At 69.6% G+C, this 19,700-nt stretch carries 22 protein-coding genes; 15 read left to right on the top strand and 7 right to left on the bottom strand.

The features are described from left to right. Positions 1-47: 47 nt before the first annotated feature. The 3 genes from ASD30_RS07430 to ASD30_RS07420 all read left to right on the top strand — a co-directional run bounded on the left by ASD30_RS07430 (position 48) and on the right by ASD30_RS07420 (position 3,042). Positions 48-1,445 carry a cystathionine beta-synthase gene (locus ASD30_RS07430; protein WP_056678913.1) on the top strand — a complete coding sequence of 466 codons (1,398 nt, stop codon included), beginning with the start codon at positions 48-50 and terminating at the stop codon, positions 1,443-1,445. A 97-nt stretch (positions 1,446-1,542) separates the two neighbouring features. Further along, positions 1,543-2,076, top strand: coding sequence for a hypothetical protein (locus ASD30_RS07425; protein WP_056678910.1), 534 nt, complete (start codon positions 1,543-1,545; stop codon positions 2,074-2,076). Positions 2,077-2,334: 258 nt separating this feature from the next. Next, positions 2,335-3,042, top strand: coding sequence for a hypothetical protein (locus ASD30_RS07420; protein ID WP_056678906.1), 708 nt, complete (start codon positions 2,335-2,337; stop codon positions 3,040-3,042). Between the two features lie 118 nt (positions 3,043-3,160). Here the strand turns inward: ASD30_RS07420 and ASD30_RS07415 are convergent, their stop codons facing one another. Beyond that, entirely contained in the window at positions 3,161-3,628 is a 468-nt protein-coding gene (locus ASD30_RS07415; RefSeq protein WP_056678903.1) for a hypothetical protein, read from the bottom strand. A 111-nt stretch (positions 3,629-3,739) separates the two neighbouring features. On the opposite strand from ASD30_RS07415, the gene ASD30_RS07410 reads away from it, so the two are divergent. Continuing rightward, on the top strand, positions 3,740-4,516 hold the full coding sequence (locus ASD30_RS07410) for a response regulator transcription factor (RefSeq protein WP_056678900.1): 777 nt from the start codon (positions 3,740-3,742) through the stop codon (positions 4,514-4,516). 3 nt (positions 4,517-4,519) lie between these two features. On the opposite strand, the gene ASD30_RS25965 is transcribed toward ASD30_RS07410, so the two are convergent. Then, complete coding sequence (locus ASD30_RS25965) at positions 4,520-5,437, bottom strand: signal peptidase I (RefSeq protein WP_082563617.1); 918 nt, start codon at positions 5,435-5,437, stop codon at positions 4,520-4,522. A gap of 49 nt (positions 5,438-5,486) precedes the next feature. Beyond that, positions 5,487-6,110, bottom strand: coding sequence for a TasA family protein (locus tag ASD30_RS07400; RefSeq protein WP_056678897.1), 624 nt, complete (start codon positions 6,108-6,110; stop codon positions 5,487-5,489). 160 nt (positions 6,111-6,270) lie between these two features. Between ASD30_RS07400 and ASD30_RS07395 the strand changes: the two genes are divergently transcribed. Genes ASD30_RS07395 through ASD30_RS07385 form a run of 3 tightly spaced genes read left to right on the top strand, consistent with a single transcriptional unit; the run spans position 6,271 to position 8,647 of the window. Further along, the gene (locus ASD30_RS07395; protein ID WP_056679509.1) at positions 6,271-7,050 is read left to right on the top strand and encodes a sulfite exporter TauE/SafE family protein; all 780 of its coding nucleotides are present in this window, start codon (positions 6,271-6,273) and stop codon (positions 7,048-7,050) included. 21 nt (positions 7,051-7,071) lie between these two features. Next, positions 7,072-8,016 (top strand): hypothetical protein, encoded by a 945-nt coding sequence (locus ASD30_RS07390; protein ID WP_056678895.1) that lies wholly within the window; start codon positions 7,072-7,074, stop codon positions 8,014-8,016. Next, a complete protein-coding gene (locus tag ASD30_RS07385) occupies positions 8,009-8,647 on the top strand; it encodes a YigZ family protein (protein WP_056678892.1) in 639 nt (212 codons plus the stop codon). Before ASD30_RS07390 ends, ASD30_RS07385 begins: the two co-directional genes overlap by 8 nt. A 181-nt stretch (positions 8,648-8,828) precedes the next feature. On the opposite strand, the gene ASD30_RS07380 is transcribed toward ASD30_RS07385, so the two are convergent. Continuing rightward, a complete protein-coding gene (locus ASD30_RS07380) occupies positions 8,829-9,209 on the bottom strand; it encodes a YchJ family protein (protein ID WP_056678888.1) in 381 nt (126 codons plus the stop codon). Positions 9,210-9,226: 17 nt separating this feature from the next. Between ASD30_RS07380 and ASD30_RS07375 the strand changes: the two genes are divergently transcribed. Then, positions 9,227-10,012: a VOC family protein gene (locus ASD30_RS07375; RefSeq protein ID WP_056678886.1), complete on the top strand. Its 786-nt coding sequence runs from the start codon at positions 9,227-9,229 to the stop codon at positions 10,010-10,012. A 69-nt stretch (positions 10,013-10,081) separates the two neighbouring features. Next, positions 10,082-10,615, top strand: a complete 534-nt coding sequence (locus ASD30_RS07370; RefSeq protein WP_056678883.1) for a DinB family protein — start codon at positions 10,082-10,084, stop codon at positions 10,613-10,615. Positions 10,616-10,632: 17 nt separating this feature from the next. Here ASD30_RS07370 and ASD30_RS07365 read toward each other — a convergent pair whose 3' ends face one another. Then, the gene (locus ASD30_RS07365; protein ID WP_056678880.1) at positions 10,633-11,016 is read right to left on the bottom strand and encodes a VOC family protein; all 384 of its coding nucleotides are present in this window, start codon (positions 11,014-11,016) and stop codon (positions 10,633-10,635) included. A gap of 89 nt (positions 11,017-11,105) precedes the next feature. Here ASD30_RS07365 and ASD30_RS07360 point away from each other — a divergent pair, with 89 nt between their 5' ends. The 3 genes from ASD30_RS07360 to ASD30_RS07350 all read left to right on the top strand — a co-directional run bounded on the left by ASD30_RS07360 (position 11,106) and on the right by ASD30_RS07350 (position 13,081). Then, positions 11,106-11,591 (top strand): GNAT family N-acetyltransferase, encoded by a 486-nt coding sequence (locus ASD30_RS07360; RefSeq protein WP_056679506.1) that lies wholly within the window; start codon positions 11,106-11,108, stop codon positions 11,589-11,591. Positions 11,592-11,804: 213 nt separating this feature from the next. Beyond that, positions 11,805-12,656, top strand: a complete 852-nt coding sequence (locus ASD30_RS07355) for a bifunctional methylenetetrahydrofolate dehydrogenase/methenyltetrahydrofolate cyclohydrolase (RefSeq protein ID WP_056679502.1) — start codon at positions 11,805-11,807, stop codon at positions 12,654-12,656. Between the two features lie 2 nt (positions 12,657-12,658). Continuing rightward, the gene (locus tag ASD30_RS07350) at positions 12,659-13,081 is read left to right on the top strand and encodes a DUF3017 domain-containing protein (RefSeq protein WP_056678877.1); all 423 of its coding nucleotides are present in this window, start codon (positions 12,659-12,661) and stop codon (positions 13,079-13,081) included. A 98-nt stretch (positions 13,082-13,179) separates the two neighbouring features. Here the strand turns inward: ASD30_RS07350 and ASD30_RS07345 are convergent, their stop codons facing one another. Further along, positions 13,180-14,160: a malate dehydrogenase gene (locus ASD30_RS07345; RefSeq protein ID WP_056678874.1), complete on the bottom strand. Its 981-nt coding sequence runs from the start codon at positions 14,158-14,160 to the stop codon at positions 13,180-13,182. Positions 14,161-14,258: 98 nt separating this feature from the next. Here ASD30_RS07345 and ASD30_RS07340 point away from each other — a divergent pair, with 98 nt between their 5' ends. After that, positions 14,259-14,972 carry a hypothetical protein gene (locus ASD30_RS07340; protein WP_156393535.1) on the top strand — a complete coding sequence of 238 codons (714 nt, stop codon included), beginning with the start codon at positions 14,259-14,261 and terminating at the stop codon, positions 14,970-14,972. A gap of 97 nt (positions 14,973-15,069) precedes the next feature. Here ASD30_RS07340 and ASD30_RS25960 read toward each other — a convergent pair whose 3' ends face one another. Beyond that, positions 15,070-16,263: an MIP family channel protein gene (locus tag ASD30_RS25960; protein ID WP_082563615.1), complete on the bottom strand. Its 1,194-nt coding sequence runs from the start codon at positions 16,261-16,263 to the stop codon at positions 15,070-15,072. 189 nt (positions 16,264-16,452) lie between these two features. Between ASD30_RS25960 and ASD30_RS07330 the strand changes: the two genes are divergently transcribed. Further along, positions 16,453-18,669, top strand: a complete 2,217-nt coding sequence (locus ASD30_RS07330; RefSeq protein WP_056678868.1) for an NADP-dependent isocitrate dehydrogenase — start codon at positions 16,453-16,455, stop codon at positions 18,667-18,669. A 171-nt stretch (positions 18,670-18,840) separates the two neighbouring features. After that, complete coding sequence (locus ASD30_RS07325) at positions 18,841-19,581, top strand: D-Ala-D-Ala carboxypeptidase family metallohydrolase (RefSeq protein ID WP_056678864.1); 741 nt, start codon at positions 18,841-18,843, stop codon at positions 19,579-19,581. Positions 19,582-19,700: the final 119 nt, after the last annotated feature.

Genomic DNA, 19,700 nt, shown 5'->3' with positions numbered 1-19,700 from the left:
ACCGGCGGCGGTCGCCGTGGCAGAGCGACCGGCGCTAGCCTGAGCGAGTGGACTACGTGAACTCACTCCTTGACCTCATCGGCAACACCCCGCTGCTGAGGCTTTCCCGCTCGCTGGACCTGGACCCGTCGACCGACGAAGGACCTCTCCTGCTGGCAAAGGTCGAATACCTCAACCCCGGCGGGTCGGTGAAGGACCGCATCGCGACGCGCATGATCGAGGCGGCCGAGGCCTCCGGCGAGCTGAAGCCCGGCGGCACGATCGTCGAGCCGACGTCGGGCAACACCGGCGTCGGGCTGGCGATGGTGGCGCAGGCGAAGGGCTACAAGTGCATCTTCGTCTGCCCCGACAAGGTCAGTGAGGACAAGCGCAACGTGCTCAAGGCGTACGGCGCCGAGGTGGTGGTCTGCCCGACCGCGGTCGCACCGGAGCACCCCGACTCCTACTACAACGTCTCCGACAGGCTGGCCTCGCAGCCGGGGGCGTGGAAGCCCGACCAGTACTCCAACCCGCACAACCCGCGCTCCCACTACGAGACCACCGGCCCCGAGATCTGGAAGCAGACCGAGGGCAGGATCACCCACTTCGTCGCGGGCGTCGGCACCGGCGGCACGATCAGCGGCATCGGCCGCTACCTGAAGGAACAGAACTCGGAGGTGCAGATAGTCGGCGCCGACCCGGCCGGCTCGGTCTACTCCGGCGGCACCGGCCGCCCCTACCTGGTCGAGGGCGTGGGTGAGGACTTCTGGCCCGAGACCTACGACCGCGACATCGCCGACCGCATCATCGAGGTCTCCGACGCCGACTCCTTCGCCTTCACCCGGCGCCTGGCCCGCGAGGAGGCGCTGCTGGTCGGCGGCTCATCGGGGATGGCCGCCTTCGCCGCCAAGCAGCTCGCCGCCGAGCTGGCCGCCGAAGGGCGCACCGACGCGGTGATCGTCGTCCTCCTCCCGGACTCCGGTCGCGGCTACCTGACGAAGGTCTTCAACGACGAGTGGCTCGGCCAGTACGGCTTCGCGTCGGGCTCCGAGGACGCCGACCGCCGTACCGTCGGCGAGGTGCTGCGCGGCAAGTCGGGCCAGCTGCCCGACCTGGTGCACACCCACCCCAACGAGACCATCGCCGAGGCCGTGCACATCCTCCAGGAGTACGGCGTCTCGCAGATGCCCGTGGTGCGTGCGGAGCCGCCGATCGTGGCCGCCGAGGTGGCCGGGTCGGTCTCCGAGCGCACCCTGCTCGACGCGCTCTTCGCCGGCGACGCCAAGCTCACCGACACCGTCGAGCAGCACATGTCGCCGGCCCTGCCGACGATCGGCTCGACCGAGGCGGCCCGGGACTCGGTGGCGCTGCTCGAGCACGCCGACGCGCTGCTGGTGCAGGAGGACGGCAAGCCGGTCGGCGTGCTCACCCGGCAGGACCTGCTGGCCTTTCTCGCGAAGGCGTGACCTGACGGCGCGGGTAAGAGGGCTCTCAGGTCCGTCTCATGACTGCTTCACGGTGGCTGTCGAGGATCAAGGCAACTCCTCGACGAAAGGTTCTGTCATGAAGCGCATGCTCACTCTCGCCGCCGTACTCCCGATCGCCCTGTCCGCCTCGTTCGTCTCGCTCACCGCAAGCCCGGCCCAGGCCGGCGACGACCGTGTCTGTCGCGGCTCGATCGGGGCGCGGTACGTCGACGGCAACGTGATCGTGCCCAGGGGTGCGGTCTGCGCGCTGAACGGAACGCGCGTCGACGGCGACGTGAAGGTCTATCGCAACGCCCGCCTGGTCGCCAGCGGGGTCAAGGTCGGCGGCAACATCCAGGCCGGAAATGCCAAGCGCGTGGTGGTCCGGATGCGTGACGGGGTGCGCTCACGTGTCGACGGCAACATCCAGCTCAAGAGCGGTACGTACGGCGGCATCGTCGCCGGAGCCAGGGTCAACGGCGACATCCAGCTGTTCTCCAACCGGGGCCGGTTCACCGTGCGCGGCAACGTCGTCGACGGCAACCTGCAGTGCAAGTCGAACAGTCCGCGCCCGATCGGCGGCAACAACCGGGTCGAGGGGAACAAGGAGAACCAGTGCCGCGGCCTGTGACGTCCGTGCCTTGATCCTCTGACTCCGGCCCCCTGGCAACCGGCCGCTGGAAGGAACTCGACATCGCGTCGACCCGGGACCTCCGGGGCGACGCGATGTCCGTTTTGTCATCGGACGATCGGTCAACCGCGGATGCCATCCGGGTCATTTGCCGTAGTCGATCTCGTGAACTGGCGAGTACGAGGCGCGCCACGGCGACGCTGCGTGTTCTGCTTCCCCAGCATTCATTCATACCTAATTTTGGGGGAGTACTACTCCATGTCGATTCTCAAGAACCGCGTCATCGCGGTCGTCGCCGGCACCGCCGTTCTCGGCTTCGCGACCACCACGGGCGCCGTCGCCGCCAAGGCCATCACCGGCGCCGACATCAAGAACTTCTCGATCACCTCCGCCGACCTCGCGTCCGGCTCGGTGACCTCGGCCAAGATCCAGAACGGCACGATCTCCGCGACCGACCTGAACGCGGACCTGAAGGCCAAGATCAACGCCAGCGCCAAGAACGGCACCGACGGCAAGGACGGCAAGGACGGCAAGGACGGCGCTGCGCTGGCCGACTCCTTCGCCGGTGGCGGCACGATCGTTGACCTCGGTGGCTCGTTCAAGACCCGCAAGACCGAGGTCGGGACGATCAACCTGCCCGAGGCCGGCACCTACATGATCAACGCCTTCGGCTTCTTCGACACCGTCGCTGCCGACTCGGTCCGCACCGACGGCACGCACCTGCAGCTGGCCGTCCGCGGTCCGGTCTCCGAGGCCGACGCCTTCGGCCAGGACTTCGGCACCTGCTTCACCTCGGCCTTCCCGGCCGGCGACCGTGAGGCCACCTGCCAGTCGGTGCGCGTCATCACCGTCACCGAGGCCACCGAGCTGACGGTCATCGGCTTCGGCTACAACGACGACCAGAGCTCCACCGGTAGCGGTTCGTTCACCGTGACCGCTGACGTCTCGGCGATCAAGGTCGGCTGACTCCTGCTCGGGCCACGTGCCTGAGTCGTGAAACAGAAAGGGTGGAAGGGCTCATCGAGCCCTTCCACCCTTTTGCCATCCCCCCGGATGTGCCATGCGGTTCAGAGGTGACCAGTGGTCAGAGGTTGCCGTTCGCCGAGCTGAGCGCGGGGCAGCTGATCTTCTTGCTCCACACCGGGCTGGTCCAGTTGCCGAGCACCGACTGCACGGTCAGCGTCCACGTGGTCGCGGTCCCGTCCACACCCATCGTCGGCGTGGCCACCGTGGCCGACCGCGTCATCGACGTCATGGTGTGGACCGCGGTGGTGCCCTGGTTGCGGAACACCTGGTAGCGATAGCTCGCACCGGTGGGGCCTGCGTCGTCGAAACCGGTGACCGTGAACGTGACGCCCTCGGTCACGATCGACGTACGGCAGGCCCACTTGCCGGTCACAGCAGTCGGCGCGACCATGCTCGCCGTACCGACCTGGACGGCGGCGCTGCCGATGCCGGTGAACTTCGCTTCCGCGGCGCCGCCCACCACGAGCAGGCAGGCGGCGACGGCGAGCACGGTGAGTGCGCGGCGTACGAAGTCGGAGGCAGTCATGGTTCCAGCCATCTCGGTGGGTGGCTCGGGCTCAAGTCTGGTGGCGGCACTTCAAGGCCGACGCGCGTCGGGCCTCAAGGTTTCCTCAAGGAATGCTGGCAGGATCGAGGAATGGAACGGACAGCTTTGGTCATCGAGGATGACTCGGACATTCGCGGGCTGATCGAGCACACCCTGACCAGCCAGGGCTTCACCGTCAGCACGGCCGAGGACGGGCCGGCCGGCGTCGAAGCCGCACTCAGCCTCGATCCTGACCTGATCACGCTCGACCTGGGCCTGCCCGGCTTCGACGGGATCGAGGCGTGCCGGCGGATCCGCCAGCACAGTGACGCGTACGTCGTGATGATCTCGGCCCGCCGCGACGAGATCGACAAGTTGATCGGCCTCGAGACGGGGGCCGACGACTTCATGGTCAAGCCGTTCAGCCCGCGCGAGCTGCGGGCCCGGGTCAGTGCGCTGTTCCGGCGTCCGCGCCGTACGACGCAGTCAGGCTCGGCGCAGATCGGTACGGAGCAGGCCGCGCCGGTGGCGCCCAGCACCGAGACGCCCACTGCCGAGCCGGCGGCACAGCCCGACGTCGAGAACGAGGTGCTGCGCCACGGCGTGATCGCGGTCGACGTCGACGCCCGCCAGGTGTGGGTCGACGAGGTGGAGACCGAGTTGACCCGCATCGAGTTCGACCTGCTCACCGAGCTGGTCCGCCGCCCCGGCCGGGTGTGGAGCCGCGAGGCGTTGCTGCGCACGGTCTGGGGCAACGAGTGGGCCAGCGACACCCACCTCGTCGAGGTGCATGTCGGCAACCTGCGCAAGAAGCTCGGGGAGCAGCCGGATCGGCGGTTCATCCGCACGGTGCGGGGAGTCGGATATCGCATGGAGACGCCGGCCTGACCCTCACGCGGCCATGCAGGTCTGCAGGTCGTGGCGGCTTCGGTCGGCCAGTTGCGGAAGGCCCGTGAGCAGGTCGTCCGCGAGCTCCCAGGCGGAGTCGGCGATCGCTTCCTCCAGCAGTGCGGCGGTCTCGGCCAGGTCGACGGCACCGATGCTGGCCGACGACACCTTGAGGCTGAGCACGGCGTCGTTGCCGGTCAGCGCGTCCCGTGCTTGGACCGCGGCGTGGACCCGGTCGATGCGTCGGGGCAACAGGTCGGACCACTGCCCGGCGTACGTCAGCGCGTAGTCGGCGTCGAGGTCCTCGGCGAGCGCGGCCAGGGCCGCGGTGTAACTCCACTGGTCGGGCTCCAGGATCGTCACGACCACCGGCTGCTCCGTCAGCTCCTGCTGCTCGTCGTCGCGGCTCCAGATCATGCTGAGGCCGACGAGGAGCATGAGGGCGAGTGCGCCCCAGAAGACGTGTCGTTGCACGAAGGGACTGCGCAGGGCACGAATGCCGTTGCCGATCCACGGCACGACGGCCTTCTTCTCCCAGACGGTGTCGCCGTCGAGGGTGGCGACCCACGGGTCGGCGGCGGCGTTGGCGTCGCCCTGCGTGCGGACGGCGATCGTGCCGTCGTCGTTGCCGATCACCTCGATCACCCGGTGCGTCTCGACCCGGTGGTCCTCGACGGGGATGTGGTAGCTGATCACGTCGCCGACCTCGACCTCGTCGGCCGGCTTCGGCAACGAGACCACGACGTCGCCCGGCGTGATGCCGGGGTCCATGCTGCCGGTCAGCATCGTGGCCGTCCGGTAGCCGAAGACGTGCGGGCCCAGGGCGATCAGGCCGAAGACCAACAGGCACCCGACCAGGACCGCGGAGACGGCCAGGCTGAGCAACCGGGTGAGCGCGAGGCGCAGGCGGTGGAGCGTCATGGTCTTCTCCTGTTCGTGGTCTGGTCGGCCCTGGGTCAGCGGGCCTGCGTCACTGGGCCTGGCCGGCGCGCTGGGTCGCGGTGAAGTCGACGTTCACGGCGTTGCTCAGGCCCTGGTAGTCGTTGTTCGCCGTCTGGGGGAGCGAGAGCTGGATGCGCAGGTTCGCGACCCTGGTGGCGCTGTCGAGGTCGGCCAGCGCCTTCGGCAGTGCGACGTCCGTCTGGGTGGCGGCACCCGAGGCGAGCACGACGGTGGTGGTGCCCGAGCAGGTCAGGTCGTTGCTGCCGGCGGCCTTGACCCACGGGGCCGAGCACGCGTCGATCTGCAGCTTGAGGCCGTCGCTGCCGGTCTTGAGCAGGTTGTCGGTGGTCAGGCTCGTCTTGAGCGTGACGCTGCCGAAGCTCTCGGAGGTGGCCGAGCGGGTCAGCTGGACGGCACGCTGGGCGTAGTCGGCAGGCACCATGCTGGTGACCGCGATGTCGAGACCGCGGGTGGCCTGGTTGGCCAGGTCGAGCTTCACGGTCCCGGTGCCGACGTTGGTGCTGGCGCTGGTGGTCGAGGTGAACGAACCGTAGGTGCCCAGGCCCGCGACACCGGCCGCGGCGATCACGAGTCCGGCCGAGGCGAGGATCTTGACGGAGTGCTTGCGGCCCGGCTTGGAGATGCTGCGCATGGTGTGTTCCTTCGTGTGAGTGACCAGCCCCGCTGGTCTTTCTTCTGCGACAACCAGAACTCTGGTCGTCGCGCCTCAAGCACGGGCTCGGCGTACCTTCAGCGAATCCTCAAGAGATCCGCAAGACTCCACCGGTCTCCGGTCGGTCTAGGGTGGCGTGGTGCCCGAGCCGACGCTGACCGTCATCAGCCTGCTCGTGCTGGCGGCCCTCGCGGCGGGCTTCGTGGACGCGGTCGTCGGCGGCGGGGGACTGATCCAGCTGCCGGCCCTCGTGATCGGTCTGCCGGGTGCCGCGCCGGTGCACATCCTGGCCACCAACAAGCTCGCCTCGATCTGCGGTACGACGGTCAGCTCGGCCACGTTCTACCGCCGGATCAAGCCCGACCCGAAGACGTTCCTGCCGTTGATGCTGGCGGCCTTCGCCGGGGCCATGGGCGGGGCGCTGGTGGCGACGCTGATCCCCAAGTCGGCGTTCAACCCGATCATCCTCGCCGTGCTGATCCTGGTCGGCGCCTACGTGCTGCTCAAGCCGGAGGCCGGGGAGCTGACCGAGCTGCGGTTCTCCGGGCACCGGCACACGATCCTGGCCGCGCTGACCGGCCTGGCGATCGGGTTCTACGACGGTGCGCTCGGGCCGGGCACCGGCTCGTTCTTCGTCTTCACCCTGGTCGGCCTGCTCGGCTACAACTTCCTGGAGGCCTCGGCCAAGGCCAAGCTGGCCAACTGGGCCACGAACCTCGCCTCGCTGGTGATCTTCATCCCGCAGGGTGCGGTGATGTGGAAGATCGGGCTGTTCATGGGGGTGGCGAACCTGGTCGGCGGCTACCTCGGCGCCCGGGTGGCGGTCCACAAGGGTGCCGGGTTCGTGCGGGTCTTCTTCGTGGTCGTGGTCTCCGCGTTCATCGTCAAGATCGGCGGCGACGTCCTCGGCGTGTGGTGACCCGCGGCCTACGATGCCGACATGACCAACGGGGACGAGATCGCCAAGCGACTGGCCGACGCCGAACAGGCCCGCAGTGAGAGGCGCACGCTGCGCGAGCGGCTGACCGGTCTGGAGCAGGACCTCGCCGTGGCGACGCGGGCGGTGGCCGAAGCGCGGGCCCGCCTCGAGGACGAGCGGGCCGACGTCGCGAAGCTCGAGTCGTTCAGCCCGACCCGGATCCTGGCCGGGTTGAAGGGTGAGCGGGTCGAGCGGCTCGAACGTGAGAAGGCCGAGCAGCAGCAGGCCGAGTACGCCACGGCCACCGCCGAGGCACGCGAGTCACAGCTGGAGGCCGAGTGCGCCGACGTGCGACAGCGGCTCCAGGGCCTGGGCGACGTCGAGGAGAACTGGCAACGCGTGCTCGCCGAGAAGGAGGCGTGGATCCCCACCGTCGACCCGCAGGTGGGGGCGTCGCTCGCCGATCTCGCCACCAGGGTCGGCGCCCTGCGCAACGAGGAGCGTGAGCTCGCCGAGGCGGACCAGGCCGGCCAGCAGGCGTTCCGGGCGCTCAACGAGGCCGCCGAGCTGCTGGGATCGGCGCAGTCGTGGTCGACGTACGACACGTTCTTCGGTGGCGGGTTGATCTCCGACCTGCAGAAGCACCAACGGCTCGACGACGCGACCAACCGGCTGCGCGCTGCGGACGGCGCGCTGCGGCGGCTGGCGACCGAGCTGAACGACGTCGGCGTCGCCCCGGTCGGTGACGTCGGCATCTCCGACCTCACGAAGACCTTCGACGTCTGGTTCGACAACTTCTTCAGTGACCTCGCGGTGCGCGACCGGATCGTCGACTCCACCGCCCGGGTGCGTGGCGCCCTTGCCGCGGTCGCGGGAGTCGGCCAGGAGATCGAGCGCCGGCGTGCCGCCGTGACCCAGGGACTCGCCCAGTGCGCCACCGAACGCGAGAGCATGCTGGGTGCCTGACTCCTACCTCACCGTGGCCCGCGACGGGTCGGCCGAGATCGAGGTCAAGCGGTCGCGGTTCCTCTGCACGGTCGAACGGGTGGCCGACGAGTCCGCCGCGCGTGCCGTGGTCGACCGGCTGCGCAAGGAGCACTGGGACGCCCGGCACCACTGCTCGGCGTTCGTCCTCGGGCCGGCCGCCGACGTGCAGCGCTCCTCCGACGACGGGGAGCCGGCCGGTACGGCGGGCGCCCCGATGCTCGACGTGCTCCGCGGGCGCGAGGTCTCCGACGTCGTGGTCGTGGTGACTCGCTGGTTCGGCGGCGTCCTGCTCGGCGCCGGCGGCCTGGTCCGGGCGTACGGCGACGCGGTGCGCGCCGGCCTCGACGCGGTCGGCACGCTGCAGCGCGCGTTGGTCGTGGAGCACTCGCTGGTCGTCGAGCACGCTGCCGCCGGTCGACTCGAGACCGAGCTGCGGGCCCGTGGCATCACGGTGCTCGACGTCGCGTACGGCGCTTCGGTGACGCTGCTGCTCGGCGTACCTGCCGGCTCATCGGACGCGTTCGTCCCGCTGGTCGCCGAGCTGACCGGTGGAGCCTCGGAGCCCGTCGAGGTCGGCTCGCGCTGGGTCGATTCGTTGGTCGAGCAGTGAGCGCGGGCGAGTTTTCTCGGTGGTCGAGTAGTGAGCGCCAGCGAGCGTATCGAGACCTGGGTGGGTGTGGTCTCGATACACCGCCTCGTTCCTCGGCGGCACTCGACCACCGAGGGGGGCGTTCCTCGGCGGCACTCGACCACCGAGGGGGATCCTCGGCGGCACTCGACCACCGAGAGGGTCAGACGGCGGTGAGGTAGAACCAACGACCTGCGCGGCGCTCGAAGGTGCTGCGTTCGTGGAGCACGTCGACCCCTGAGGGCGTGGTGAAGTGCGCCCGGAACTCGACGATGCCCGAGTCGTCGTCGGGGCCACCGGCCACGACGTCGACGATCTCGAGGCCGGTCCATGTGGTGCCGGGCTGCGGCTTGGGGTCGGCCGGACGCGTCCGCGGATGCCAGGTGCGGAAGACGTAGTCGAGGTCGTCGACGGCGTACGCCGCGTAGCGCGAGCGCATCAACTCCTCGGCGGTCGAGGCCTGCTCCGCACCGCGGTGGAAACGCCCGCAGCACGCGTCGTACAACGCACCGGAGCCGCAGGGACACGCATCGACACCGAACATGCTCGTACGGTAGCCGCATGGACTCACCGTTGTGGATCTCAGCGTTCCTCGACCTGCCAGGGTCGTCCTTCGAACGAGGCGTGATGTTCTGGAGCGAGGTGGCCGGCTGCCGCGTCTCCGCCCCGCGTGGCGCGCGCCGCGAGTTCGCCACGCTGGTGCCGCCGACCGGCGAGCCGTACCTCAAGGTGCAGCGGCTCGACGAGGGTGCGCCCGGGCTGCACCTCGACCTCCACGTCGGCGACCCGGAGGCGGCCGCGGCAGAGGCGGTGTCCCTCGGTGCGACCGTGGTGGCGGACCGGATCCTGCCCGAGGGCTACCTGGTGCTGAGCTCGCCGGGTGGCTTCGTCTTCTGCTTCGTGGAGCACGGAACTCACGACGGGTCGACCAGAACTCACGACAGGTCGCGCGGGACTGGCGACAGGCCGAGCGGGACTGGCGACAGGTCGAGCGCGGTCGACCAAGTCTGTCTCGACATCCCGTCGCGAGGCCATGACCAGGAGTGCGCGTTCTGGGCGGCAGTCACCGGTTGGGCCCACGTGCCGTCGCCGGGACATGACGAGTTCTCCGCGCTGGAGCGCCCGCTGGGCTCACCACTGCGGCTGCTGCTCCAGCGGCTGGGTGAGAGCTCCGGTCCGGTGCGGGCCCACTTCGACCTGGCCGCCGAGGACCGGGCAGCGGAGGTACGCCGCCACGCGCAGCTCGGCGGCCAGCTGGAGCGGGAAGAGTCGGAGTGGACCGTGATGCGCGACCCCGCCGGGTCGGCGTACTGCATCACCGATCGCCGACCGAACCTCGGTGGTTGAGGATCCAGCGCAACCGCCCAGCCGAAAAGCGCTGTCCCGGCCCGAGCGAGCGACGCTACGGTGAGCCGCATGACAGCCACTGAACGTCTGGATCCGCCCCTGGCCGCCGACGAAGCCACCATGGTGCGCGCCTACCTCGACTACCACCGCGACACCCTGCGTGCGAAGACCGCCGGCCTGAACAGCGAACAGCTCAACCAGACGCTGGCGCCGTCGACGATGACGCTCGGCGGCATGCTCAAGCACCTCGCGCTGTGCGAGGACAGCTGGTTCTCCGGGCGACTGCTCGGCAACGAGGACGCCGACTACTGGCAGGGCGTCGACTGGGAGGCCGACGTCGACTGGGACTGGCACAGTGCCGTCGACGACACCCCCGAGCAGATCCGCACGCTCTTCGACGACGCGATCGCCGCCTCGAACGCGATCCTCGACCGGGTGATCCCCGAGCACGGTCTCGACCTGCTGTCGGTGCGCCTCGACCGGAGGACCGGCGAGAAGTTCAGCCTGCGTTGGATCCTGCTGCACATGGTCGAGGAGTACGCACGACACAACGGCCACGCCGACCTGCTCCGGGAGTCGATCGACGGAGCCACCGGCGAGTGAGGACGGCGGTCAGCGGCTCAGGTCGACTCGTGGATGCACAGCACGTTGCCGTCCGGGTCCTTGAACCAGGCGGCCTTCTCGGCTCCCATCACGCAGATGTGGTCGACGGTCTTCAGGTCGGGCAGGTCGTAGTCCTCGAAGACCACGCCGCGCTCGGCGAGCCCGGTGACCTCCGACTCGATCCCGTGGACCTCCCAACTCATCGCGGTGCTCTCCGACTGCGTTCCGGCCGGACGCGGCAGCAGCACCAGCTCGGATCCGCCGCCGAGCGTGAACCGCGGTGCGCCCTCCGAGGTCATCCCTTCGTAGGGCAGCCCGAGGGTCTCTCCGTAGAACTTCTGCGCACGGTCGGGGTCCGTGATGGGCAGCATCACGGCGACAGCGCTCTTTGCCAGGGCCATGGGGCACCTCCTCCTGATGTCCCCATGATTCCGCGGCCGACGAGACGGCACATCCCCAATCCGGGTTGGCCCCGGGCACGGAGCCGACGATGATCCGCCCCGCAACCGTCGCCGACTGGCCGCAGATCTGGCCGGTCTTCGACGAGATCGTCCGGGCCGGCGAGACCTACGCCTACCCGACCGACCTCACCTCCGAGCAGGCTCAGGCGCTCTGGCTCGAATCGGAGCCCGGCCACACCGTCGTGCTCGAGGAGTCCGGCACGATCCTCGGCACCGCGAAGATGGGCCCCAACCGGCCGTCGTACGGAGCCCACATCGGCACCGCCAGCTTCATGGTCTCGCCGCGGGCCCGCGGCAAGGGCGTCGGGCGCCGGCTGGGGGAGTACGTCGTGCAGTGGCACCGCGACCAAGGCTTCCGAGGCATCCAGTTCAACGCGGTGGTCGAGACCAACACCGCGGCGGTCGGGCTGTGGCAGGCGCTCGGCTTCGAGATCATCGGCACCGTGCCGGGCGCGTTCCACTCGAAGGCGCACGGCTACGTCGGCCTGCACGTGATGTACCTCGACCTGGTGTGATCCGACCCATGCTCGCCGTCCTGGGCGCGGGACAACCCAACGGCTGCTCGGTCTGGTGGGTCGATTGGCCTCATCTACCAAGAGCAGAAGGAGCCGATCGGCCCGGCAGACCTAGTGCCCGGACGACTTGTCCGTGGCGCCCGGCGCGGGCCAGATCGACAGGCGGCTCGACCCGTGACCGCGGGTGCGGGGCCGTTCCCTAGGATGGTCGGCGTGACTGCACAGAAGCTCGACGGGACGGCCACTGCTGCGGCGATCAAGGACGAACTGCGTTCCAGGGTCGCCGCGCTCAAGGAACGGGGCATCACCCCCGGGCTCGGCACGGTGCTGGTCGGTGACGACCCCGGCAGCCGGTGGTACGTCAACGGCAAGCACAAGGACTGCGCCGAGGTCGGCATCGAGTCGATCCGCGTCGACCTCCCCGAGGTGGCCACCCAGGCAGAGATCGAGGACGCCGTCCGCACGCTCAACGAGGACCCCGCCTGCACCGGCTACATCGTGCAGCTGCCGCTGCCCCGCGGCCGCGACGAGAACCGGGTGCTCGGCCTGATCGACCCCGCGAAGGACGCCGACGGCCTGCACCCGACCAATCTGGGCTGGCTGGTGCTCGGCAACGAGGCGCCGCTGCCCTGCACGCCGCACGGCATCGTCGAGCTGCTGCGTCGCCACGACGTGCCGATCGCCGGCGCCGACGTGGTCGTGGTCGGCCGAGGTGTCACCGTCGGTCGTCCACTCGGCCTGCTGCTGACCCGCCGCTCCGAGAATGCCACGGTCACGCTGTGCCACACCGGCACCGTCGACCTGGCCGCCCACGTGCGCAATGCCGACATCGTGGTGGCCGCCGCCGGCGTGCCCGGCATCATCAGCAAGGACATGGTCAAGCCCGGTGCCGCCGTGCTCGACGTGGGGGTCTCGCGGGTCGACGGCAAGATCGCCGGCGACGTGGCCGACGACGTCTGGGATGTCGCCGGATGGGTCTCGCCGAACCCCGGCGGTGTCGGCCCGATGACCCGCGCGATGCTGCTGGCCAACGTGGTCTCGATCGCCGAGAGCACGCTGGCCTGATCGTGGCCGAGCAGCCCGAGGACGTGTCGCCACAGGAAGACCCGGCGGGCCAGCCGGCGGCGGAGCCGGCTGGACCGGTGGCAGATCCGGCGGCTGACCCGGTGGCGGGACCTGTCGCCGAACCCCCGGCGCCGCGCGCGGTCACCGAGATCAAGAAGCCGTCGACGCTCGGCGGCATCATCTACCTCGTGGCGCTGGCCGGTGCCCTGATCGGCGTCGTCGTGGCCGCGACGGGGTCGTGGCGCTCCGGGGTCAGCTGGCTGGCCCTGTCACTGCTCGTCGCCGCCGGTGCCCGTCTGGCGCTGAACGACGACGACGCCGGCATGCTGCGGGTGCGCCGCAAGGGACTGGACGCCACGATCCTGGTGGTGATGGCGGTGTCCCTGCTGGTGCTGGTCGCCTCGATCCCCGACCAGCCCGGCTGAACCGCAGCCCGGCTGAAATGCAGCCCGGCTGAAATGCAGGAAGCCGGCACGAGTTGTCTCCAACTCGTGCCGGCTTCGTGCGTGATGCGGGTGCTGCCTCAGATCAGGCCGAGCTCGGTCACCGCGGCGCGCTCTTCGGCGAGCTCGGCGACGGTGGCGTCGATGCGGGTCTGCGAGAACTCGTTGACCTCGAGGCCCTGGACGATCTCCCAGTTGCCGTCCTTGGTGGTGACGGGGAACGAGGAGATGAGGCCCTCGGGCACGCCGTAGGAGCCGTCGGAGCGCACGGCCATCGAGACCCAGTCACCCTCGGGGGAGCCGTTCAGCCAGTCGCGGGCGGCGTCGCAGGTCGCCGAGGCTGCCGAGGCGGCCGAGGAGGCGCCACGGGCGTCGATGATCGCGGCGCCACGCTTGGCGACGGTCGGGATGAACGTGTCGGCCAGCCAGGCCTGGTCGTTGACGACCTCGGCGGCGTTCTTGCCACCGACCTCCGCGTGGAAGATGTCGGGGTACTGGGTGGCCGAGTGGTTGCCCCAGATCGTCATCTTCTTGATGTCGTTGACCGACGCACCGGTCTTCGCGGCGAGCTGCGAGATCGCGCGGTTGTGGTCGAGACGGGTCAGCGCCGAGAACCGCTCCTGCGGGATGTCGGGCGCGTTGGTCATCGCGATCAGTGCGTTGGTGTTGGCCGGGTTGCCGGTCACACCGATGCGTACGTCGTCCGCGGCGACCTCGTTGAGCGCCTTGCCCTGGCCGGTGAAGATCGCACCGTTGGCGGAGAGCAGGTCGGAACGCTCCATGCCCGGTCCGCGCGGGCGCGCGCCGACGAGCAGGGCGAGGTTGACGCCGTCGAAGATCTTGTTGGGGTCGTCGCCGATCTCGACGCCGGCAAGGTTCGGGAAGGCGCAGTCGTCGAGCTCCATGACGACACCCTCGAGTGCCTTGAGCGCGGGCGTGATCTCGAGCAGTCGCAGCTCGATGGGCCGGTCGCCCAAGGCGCCACTGGCGAGACGGAAGAGCAGGCTGTAGCCGATCTGGCCGGCTGCGCCGGTCACGGCCACCTTGAGCGGTGTGCTCACAGGGGGTCTCCTTCGAAGATGCGGGTGATCGTTCCTGACGCTAGCAGCGGGCGGGAGCCCCCGACCGCCGGGGTCTCACGGATGGGATGCTGTGCGCCATGCGTCTCCTGGTTGCCCGAGTTGTCGGCCCGGTCGTGGCCCCCGGCCTGGCCCTCGCCCTGCTGTGCGGCTGCGGCTCGGCGCCGGAACGGATCGACCCCACCGGCATCGACTCCCTGACCATCCCGACCCCGTCGCCGGACCCGTCCGACTTCACCGTGCGCATCGACAACCGCTGGCTGCCGCTGGCTCCGGGCACCACGTGGACCTACGAGGTCACCGGCAGCGCCCGGGCCAGCACCGCGACCACCACGGTCACCGACCAGACGTCGACGATCGCCGGCGTGCGGACGGTCGTCGTACGACACGAGACGCTGGGGCGGCGCGGTCGGGTGCTCGAGACGACCGACTCCTACTACGCCCAGGATCGCGACGGGAACGTCTGGATCTTCGGGACGACCGGGCCCGACGGTTGGCGGGCCGGTGAGGACAGCGCGGAGGCCACCCTGGCGATGGCCGACGGGCCTCGTCACGGCGACGGGTACGCCGCCGAGTTCGTCGGGGGAGCGATCACCCGCGCCGCGGAGGTGCGTGCGACGAACGCGACCACCTACACGCCGTACGGCGAGTTCGACGACGTCGTCGAGGTCGAGGAGACCGGAGTCGAAGAGGGAGCGGAGCCCTACGTGTCGTCGTACGCCGAGGGCGTCGGCCTGGTCGAGGTGGACCGCACCGGAGCCGAAGGACTCGAGCTGGTGGACGTGCAGCGCTGACTCCGTCCTCGACATGACGAAGGCCCCGACACCGCGGCTGCGATGTCGGGGCCCCTCGTCTGTTCTGTGTCAGCTGACCCGGATCAGCTGGGTCTTCTCAACTGGGGTCGTCGGGCTGGCGGATCTGGGTCCGCGAGCCGTCGTCCTCCGGGGGAGTCCACGGCTCGGGCTCCGGAGCCGGCTGGCCCCACGACTGCTGCTCGGGCGCCTGCGGTGCCTGCGGCGCCTGGGGCGCGGGCCACTGCTGCTCGGGAGCCTGCGGTGCCTGCGGGGCACCCCACTGCTGCTCGGGCGCCTGCTGGCCCCACTGCTGCTCCGGAGCGGGCTGGCCCCACTGCTGCTCGGGTGCGCCCTGACCCCACTGCTGGTCCGGGGCGCCCTGCTGGGGCGGTGCCTGGCCGGCCCACTGCTGCTGGTTGGGGTCCCAGCCCTGCTGCGCGTTCTGGTCCCAGCCGCCCTGCTGGTGCTGGGCGTTCGGGTCCCAGCCGCCGGCGAAACCGGTGGCCTGGGCGTTGCCGCCACCGAAGTTGAGGCCGGAGCCGGCGACCGGCTCGCCGTCGCTGCCGAAGATCAGGGCGTAGGTGAAGCCGGCGATCGCGGCACCGAGGAGCGGGGCGACGATGAAGACCCAGACCTGCACCAGTGAGTCGGTGCCGGCGAAGAGCGCCGGGCCGATCGAACGGGCCGGGTTGACCGACGTGCCGGTCAGCGGGATGAGGGCCAGGTGAATGCCGGTCAGGGCGAGGCCGATGGCGACCGGAGCGGCAGCGGTGCTCGGGTTGCGCTTGTCGGTCGCGGCGAGGATCACGTAGAGGAAGATCGCGGTGCCGATGACCTCGACCAGCAGTGCCGACCACAGGGCGATGCCGCTGCCACTCTCGTCGCCGTAGTTGTTCTGACCCATGGCGCCCTCGGCGTCCCAGCCGTCGATGCCCTTGAAGACGATGAACAGTGCGGCGGCCGCGACGATCGCGCCCACGAGCTGGGCGGCGGCGTAGAAGCCGGCCTGGACCCACGAGAGCCGGCCGGCCATGGCGGCACCGACCGAGACGGCCGGGTTGAAGTGGCCACCGGAGATGTGGCCGACGGCGTACGCCATGACGAGGACCGCGAAGCCGAAGGCCAGGGCGACACCGGCGATGCCGACGCCCAGGGTCCCCCCACCCTCCAGATCGGGTGCGAGGGACATCGCGGCGCCGACGCCGACGAAGACGAGGACGAATGTGCCGAGGACCTCGGCGGAGAGCTTCTGGACCAGTGTCGGTTCAGGTGTGGCTGGTGTGTCGGTCATCCGAGAACCCCTTTGTCGCACGACGTTGACCCCTGACGTTTCAGGGCGCACCCAGAACTCTAGACCGATGAGGTGTCGGGTGCGAGGCTGGACGCGACCCCGTGTCAGGTATCTTGATGTCAAGAAACCCACTGACCGCACAGGCACACCCCACCCAGGGGCACAGACCGATCAGGAGTCGCCGCACCCATGGCCAAGATCCTCTACACCTACACCGACGAGGCGCCGATGCTGGCGACCCACTCGTTCCTCCCGATCATCCAGGCGTACGCCTCCACCGCCGGCGTCGACGTCGAGACCCGCGACATCTCGCTGGCCGCCCGGATCCTCGCGCAGTTCACCGACCGCCTCCCCGCCGAGCAGCAGGTCCCCGACACGCTCGGCGAGCTCGGGGCCCTGGCCAAGACGCCCGAGGCCAACATCATCAAGCTGCCCAACGTCAGCGCCTCGATCCCGCAGCTGAAGGCCGCGATCAAGGAGCTCCAGGCGGCCGGCTTCGACCTGCCCGACTACCCGGAGGACTCCGACTCCGACGAGGCGAAGGACATCCGCGCCCGCTACGACAAGGTCAAGGGCTCCGCGGTCAACCCGGTGCTCCGCGAGGGCAACTCCGACCGTCGCGCGCCCGCGTCGGTCAAGGCCTACGCCCGCAAGAACCCCCACTCGATGGGCGCCTGGAGCGCCGACTCGAAGACCAACGTGGCCACCATGGCCGAGGCCGACTTCCGGCACAACGAGAAGTCCGTGATCCTCGAGGCCGACGACGACCTCCGCATCCAGCACGTTGCCGCCGACGGTACGACGACCGTGCTGCGCGAGTCGATCCCCGTGCTCGCCGGTGAGGTCGTCGACGGCACCGTCATGCACGTCGCCAAGCTGCAGGAGTTCCTCAAGGCGCAGATCGCCAGGGCCAAGGCTGACGACGTCCTGTTCTCGGTGCACCTCAAGGCCACGATGATGAAGGTCTCCGACCCGATCGTCTTCGGCCACGTCGTCAAGGCCTTCTTCCCCGACGTCTTCGCGCAGTACGGCGACCAGCTGGCCGAGGCCGGCCTGTCCGCCAACGACGGACTCGGCGGAATCCTGGCCGGCCTCGACAAGCTCGAGAACGGTGCGGAGATCAAGGCCGCGTTCGAGAAGGGCATCGCCGACGGCCCGCGCCTGGCGATGGTCGACTCCGACAAGGGCATCACCAACCTCCACGTGCCCAGCGACGTCATCGTCGACGCCTCCATGCCGGCGATGATCCGCACCTCGGGCCACATGTGGGGTCCCGACGGCAACGAGGCCGACACCCTCGCCGTACTCCCCGACAGCAGCTACGCCGGCATCTACCAGGCCGTGATCGACGACTGCCGGGCCAACGGCGCCTACGACCCGACCACGATGGGCTCGGTGCCCAACGTCGGCCTGATGGCCCAGGCGGCCGAGGAGTACGGCTCGCACGACAAGACCTTCGAGGTCGCCTCCGCCGGCAAGGTGCAGGTGCTGAACAAGGCCGGCGAGGTGCTGATCGAGCACGACGTCGAGGCCGGTGACATCTGGCGCGCCTGCCAGACCAAGGACGTGCCGATCCGCGACTGGGTCAAGCTCGCCGTCACCCGGGCCCGTGCCTCGAAGACGCCGGCCGTGTTCTGGCTCGACGAGACCCGTGCCCACGACCGCAACCTGATCTCCCTGGTCGAGAAGTACCTCAAGGACCACGACACCGAGGGCCTCGACCTCCGCATCCTCGCGCCGATCGAGGCCACCGCGTTCTCCATCGAGCGGATCCGCAAGGGCGAGGACACCATCTCGGTGACCGGCAACGTGCTGCGTGATTACAACACCGACCTCTTCCCGATCCTCGAGCTCGGCACGTCGGCGAAGATGCTCTCCGTCGTCCCCCTGATCAACGGTGGTGGGCTCTTCGAGACCGGCGCCGGCGGCTCGGCGCCCAAGCACGTGCAGCAGCTGGTCAAGGAGAACTACCTGCGCTGGGACAGCCTCGGCGAGTTCCTGGCGCTGGCGGTCAGCTTCGAGCACTTCGCGCAGGTCAACGACAACGCCCGTGCGCAGATCCTGGCCGACACCCTCGACCGCGCCACCGGCACGTTCCTGCTGGAGAACAAGTCGCCGTCGCGCAAGGTCGGCTCGATCGACAACCGTGGCTCGCACTTCTACCTCGCGCTGTTCTGGGCCGAGGAGCTGGCCAAGCAGACCGAGGACGCCGAGCTCGCGGCGGCGTTCGCGGAGCTGGCCGGCAACCTGCGCAGCAACGAGGAGGCGATCAACTCCGAGCTGATCGGCGTCCAGGGCTCGCCCGCGGACATCGGTGGCTACTACAAGGTCGACGAGGCCAAGACGGACGCCGTGATGCGTCCCTCGGCCACGCTCAACGACCTGATCGGCTCGCTCAGCGTCTGATCACCACGCGCCACCAACGGTGTGGATCGCAGTCACCCAGTGACTGTGATCCACACCGTTCTCGTTCTCCGCCCCGGAACTGTTCACCCCCGCGCTCTTCACAAGTGGCCCGGAGCACGATGAACTGTCGGCCACGGGCCTTCGGGCCGTTCTCGGGAACAGGAGTGAACCATGCCGATCCGCATGTCCAGCCTCGTCGCCGCCCTGGTGCTGGCCCTCTCCAGCCTCGTCCTCCTCGGCTCCGCACCGGCCAGTGCTGACGCCTGCTACACGTGGAGTCGCACGCTGCGCTCCGGCACCACCGGGTCCGACGTCGCCGAGCTCCAGGAGCGCGTCGCCGGATGGGCCGGCTACGGCGTCAACATGGCCATCGACGGCAGCTACGGCCCGCAGACCACCCAGGCGGTGAGGAACTTCCAGGCCGCCTACGGACTGAGCCCCGACGGTGTCGCCGGCCCGGCCACCCAGTCGAAGATCTATGCGCTGCAGGACGCCGACTGCTCCCCGCTCCACTTCGCGTGGAGCGAGGTCGACGGGGGCTGCGGGGCCGGCGGCTACAGCGGTGGCTCGGTGAGTGCGACGACGGTCAAGACCAACCTGTTGCGGTCGATGTGGCGCGCCGAGGCACTCCGCCACCGCATGGGCGACAACCCGATCCGCGTCACGTCAGGTTTCCGCTCCCAGGCCTGTGACCGCCAGGTCGGCGGTTCGGGCACCGGTCAGCACACCTATGGTCGCGCCCTCGACCTGGTGCCAGAGAACGGCAACTCGACGTACTGCCGGATCGCCCAGAATGCGCGCTACATCGGCTACGGCACGATCTTCGGTCCGGGCTATCCCGACCACAACGACCACGTGCACGTGGACATCCGGTCCGGTCGCACGTGGAGCGCGCCGAACTGCGGCATCTGACTGCGGCATCTGACTGGGGCATCTGACCCGACGGGTGGCTCCGCCGGTGGACCTGGCGGACGCCGTACCTGTGCCGAAAACCAGATGAGTCTGTCGGTGCGGAGACGTAGTCTCGACAG

Source organism: Nocardioides sp. Root140, assembly GCF_001426745.1.
Lineage (GTDB): Bacteria > Actinomycetota > Actinomycetes > Propionibacteriales > Nocardioidaceae > Nocardioides.
The sequence above is the reverse complement of the archived record's forward strand: the minus strand, read 5'-3'. Positions and strand labels throughout refer to the sequence as shown.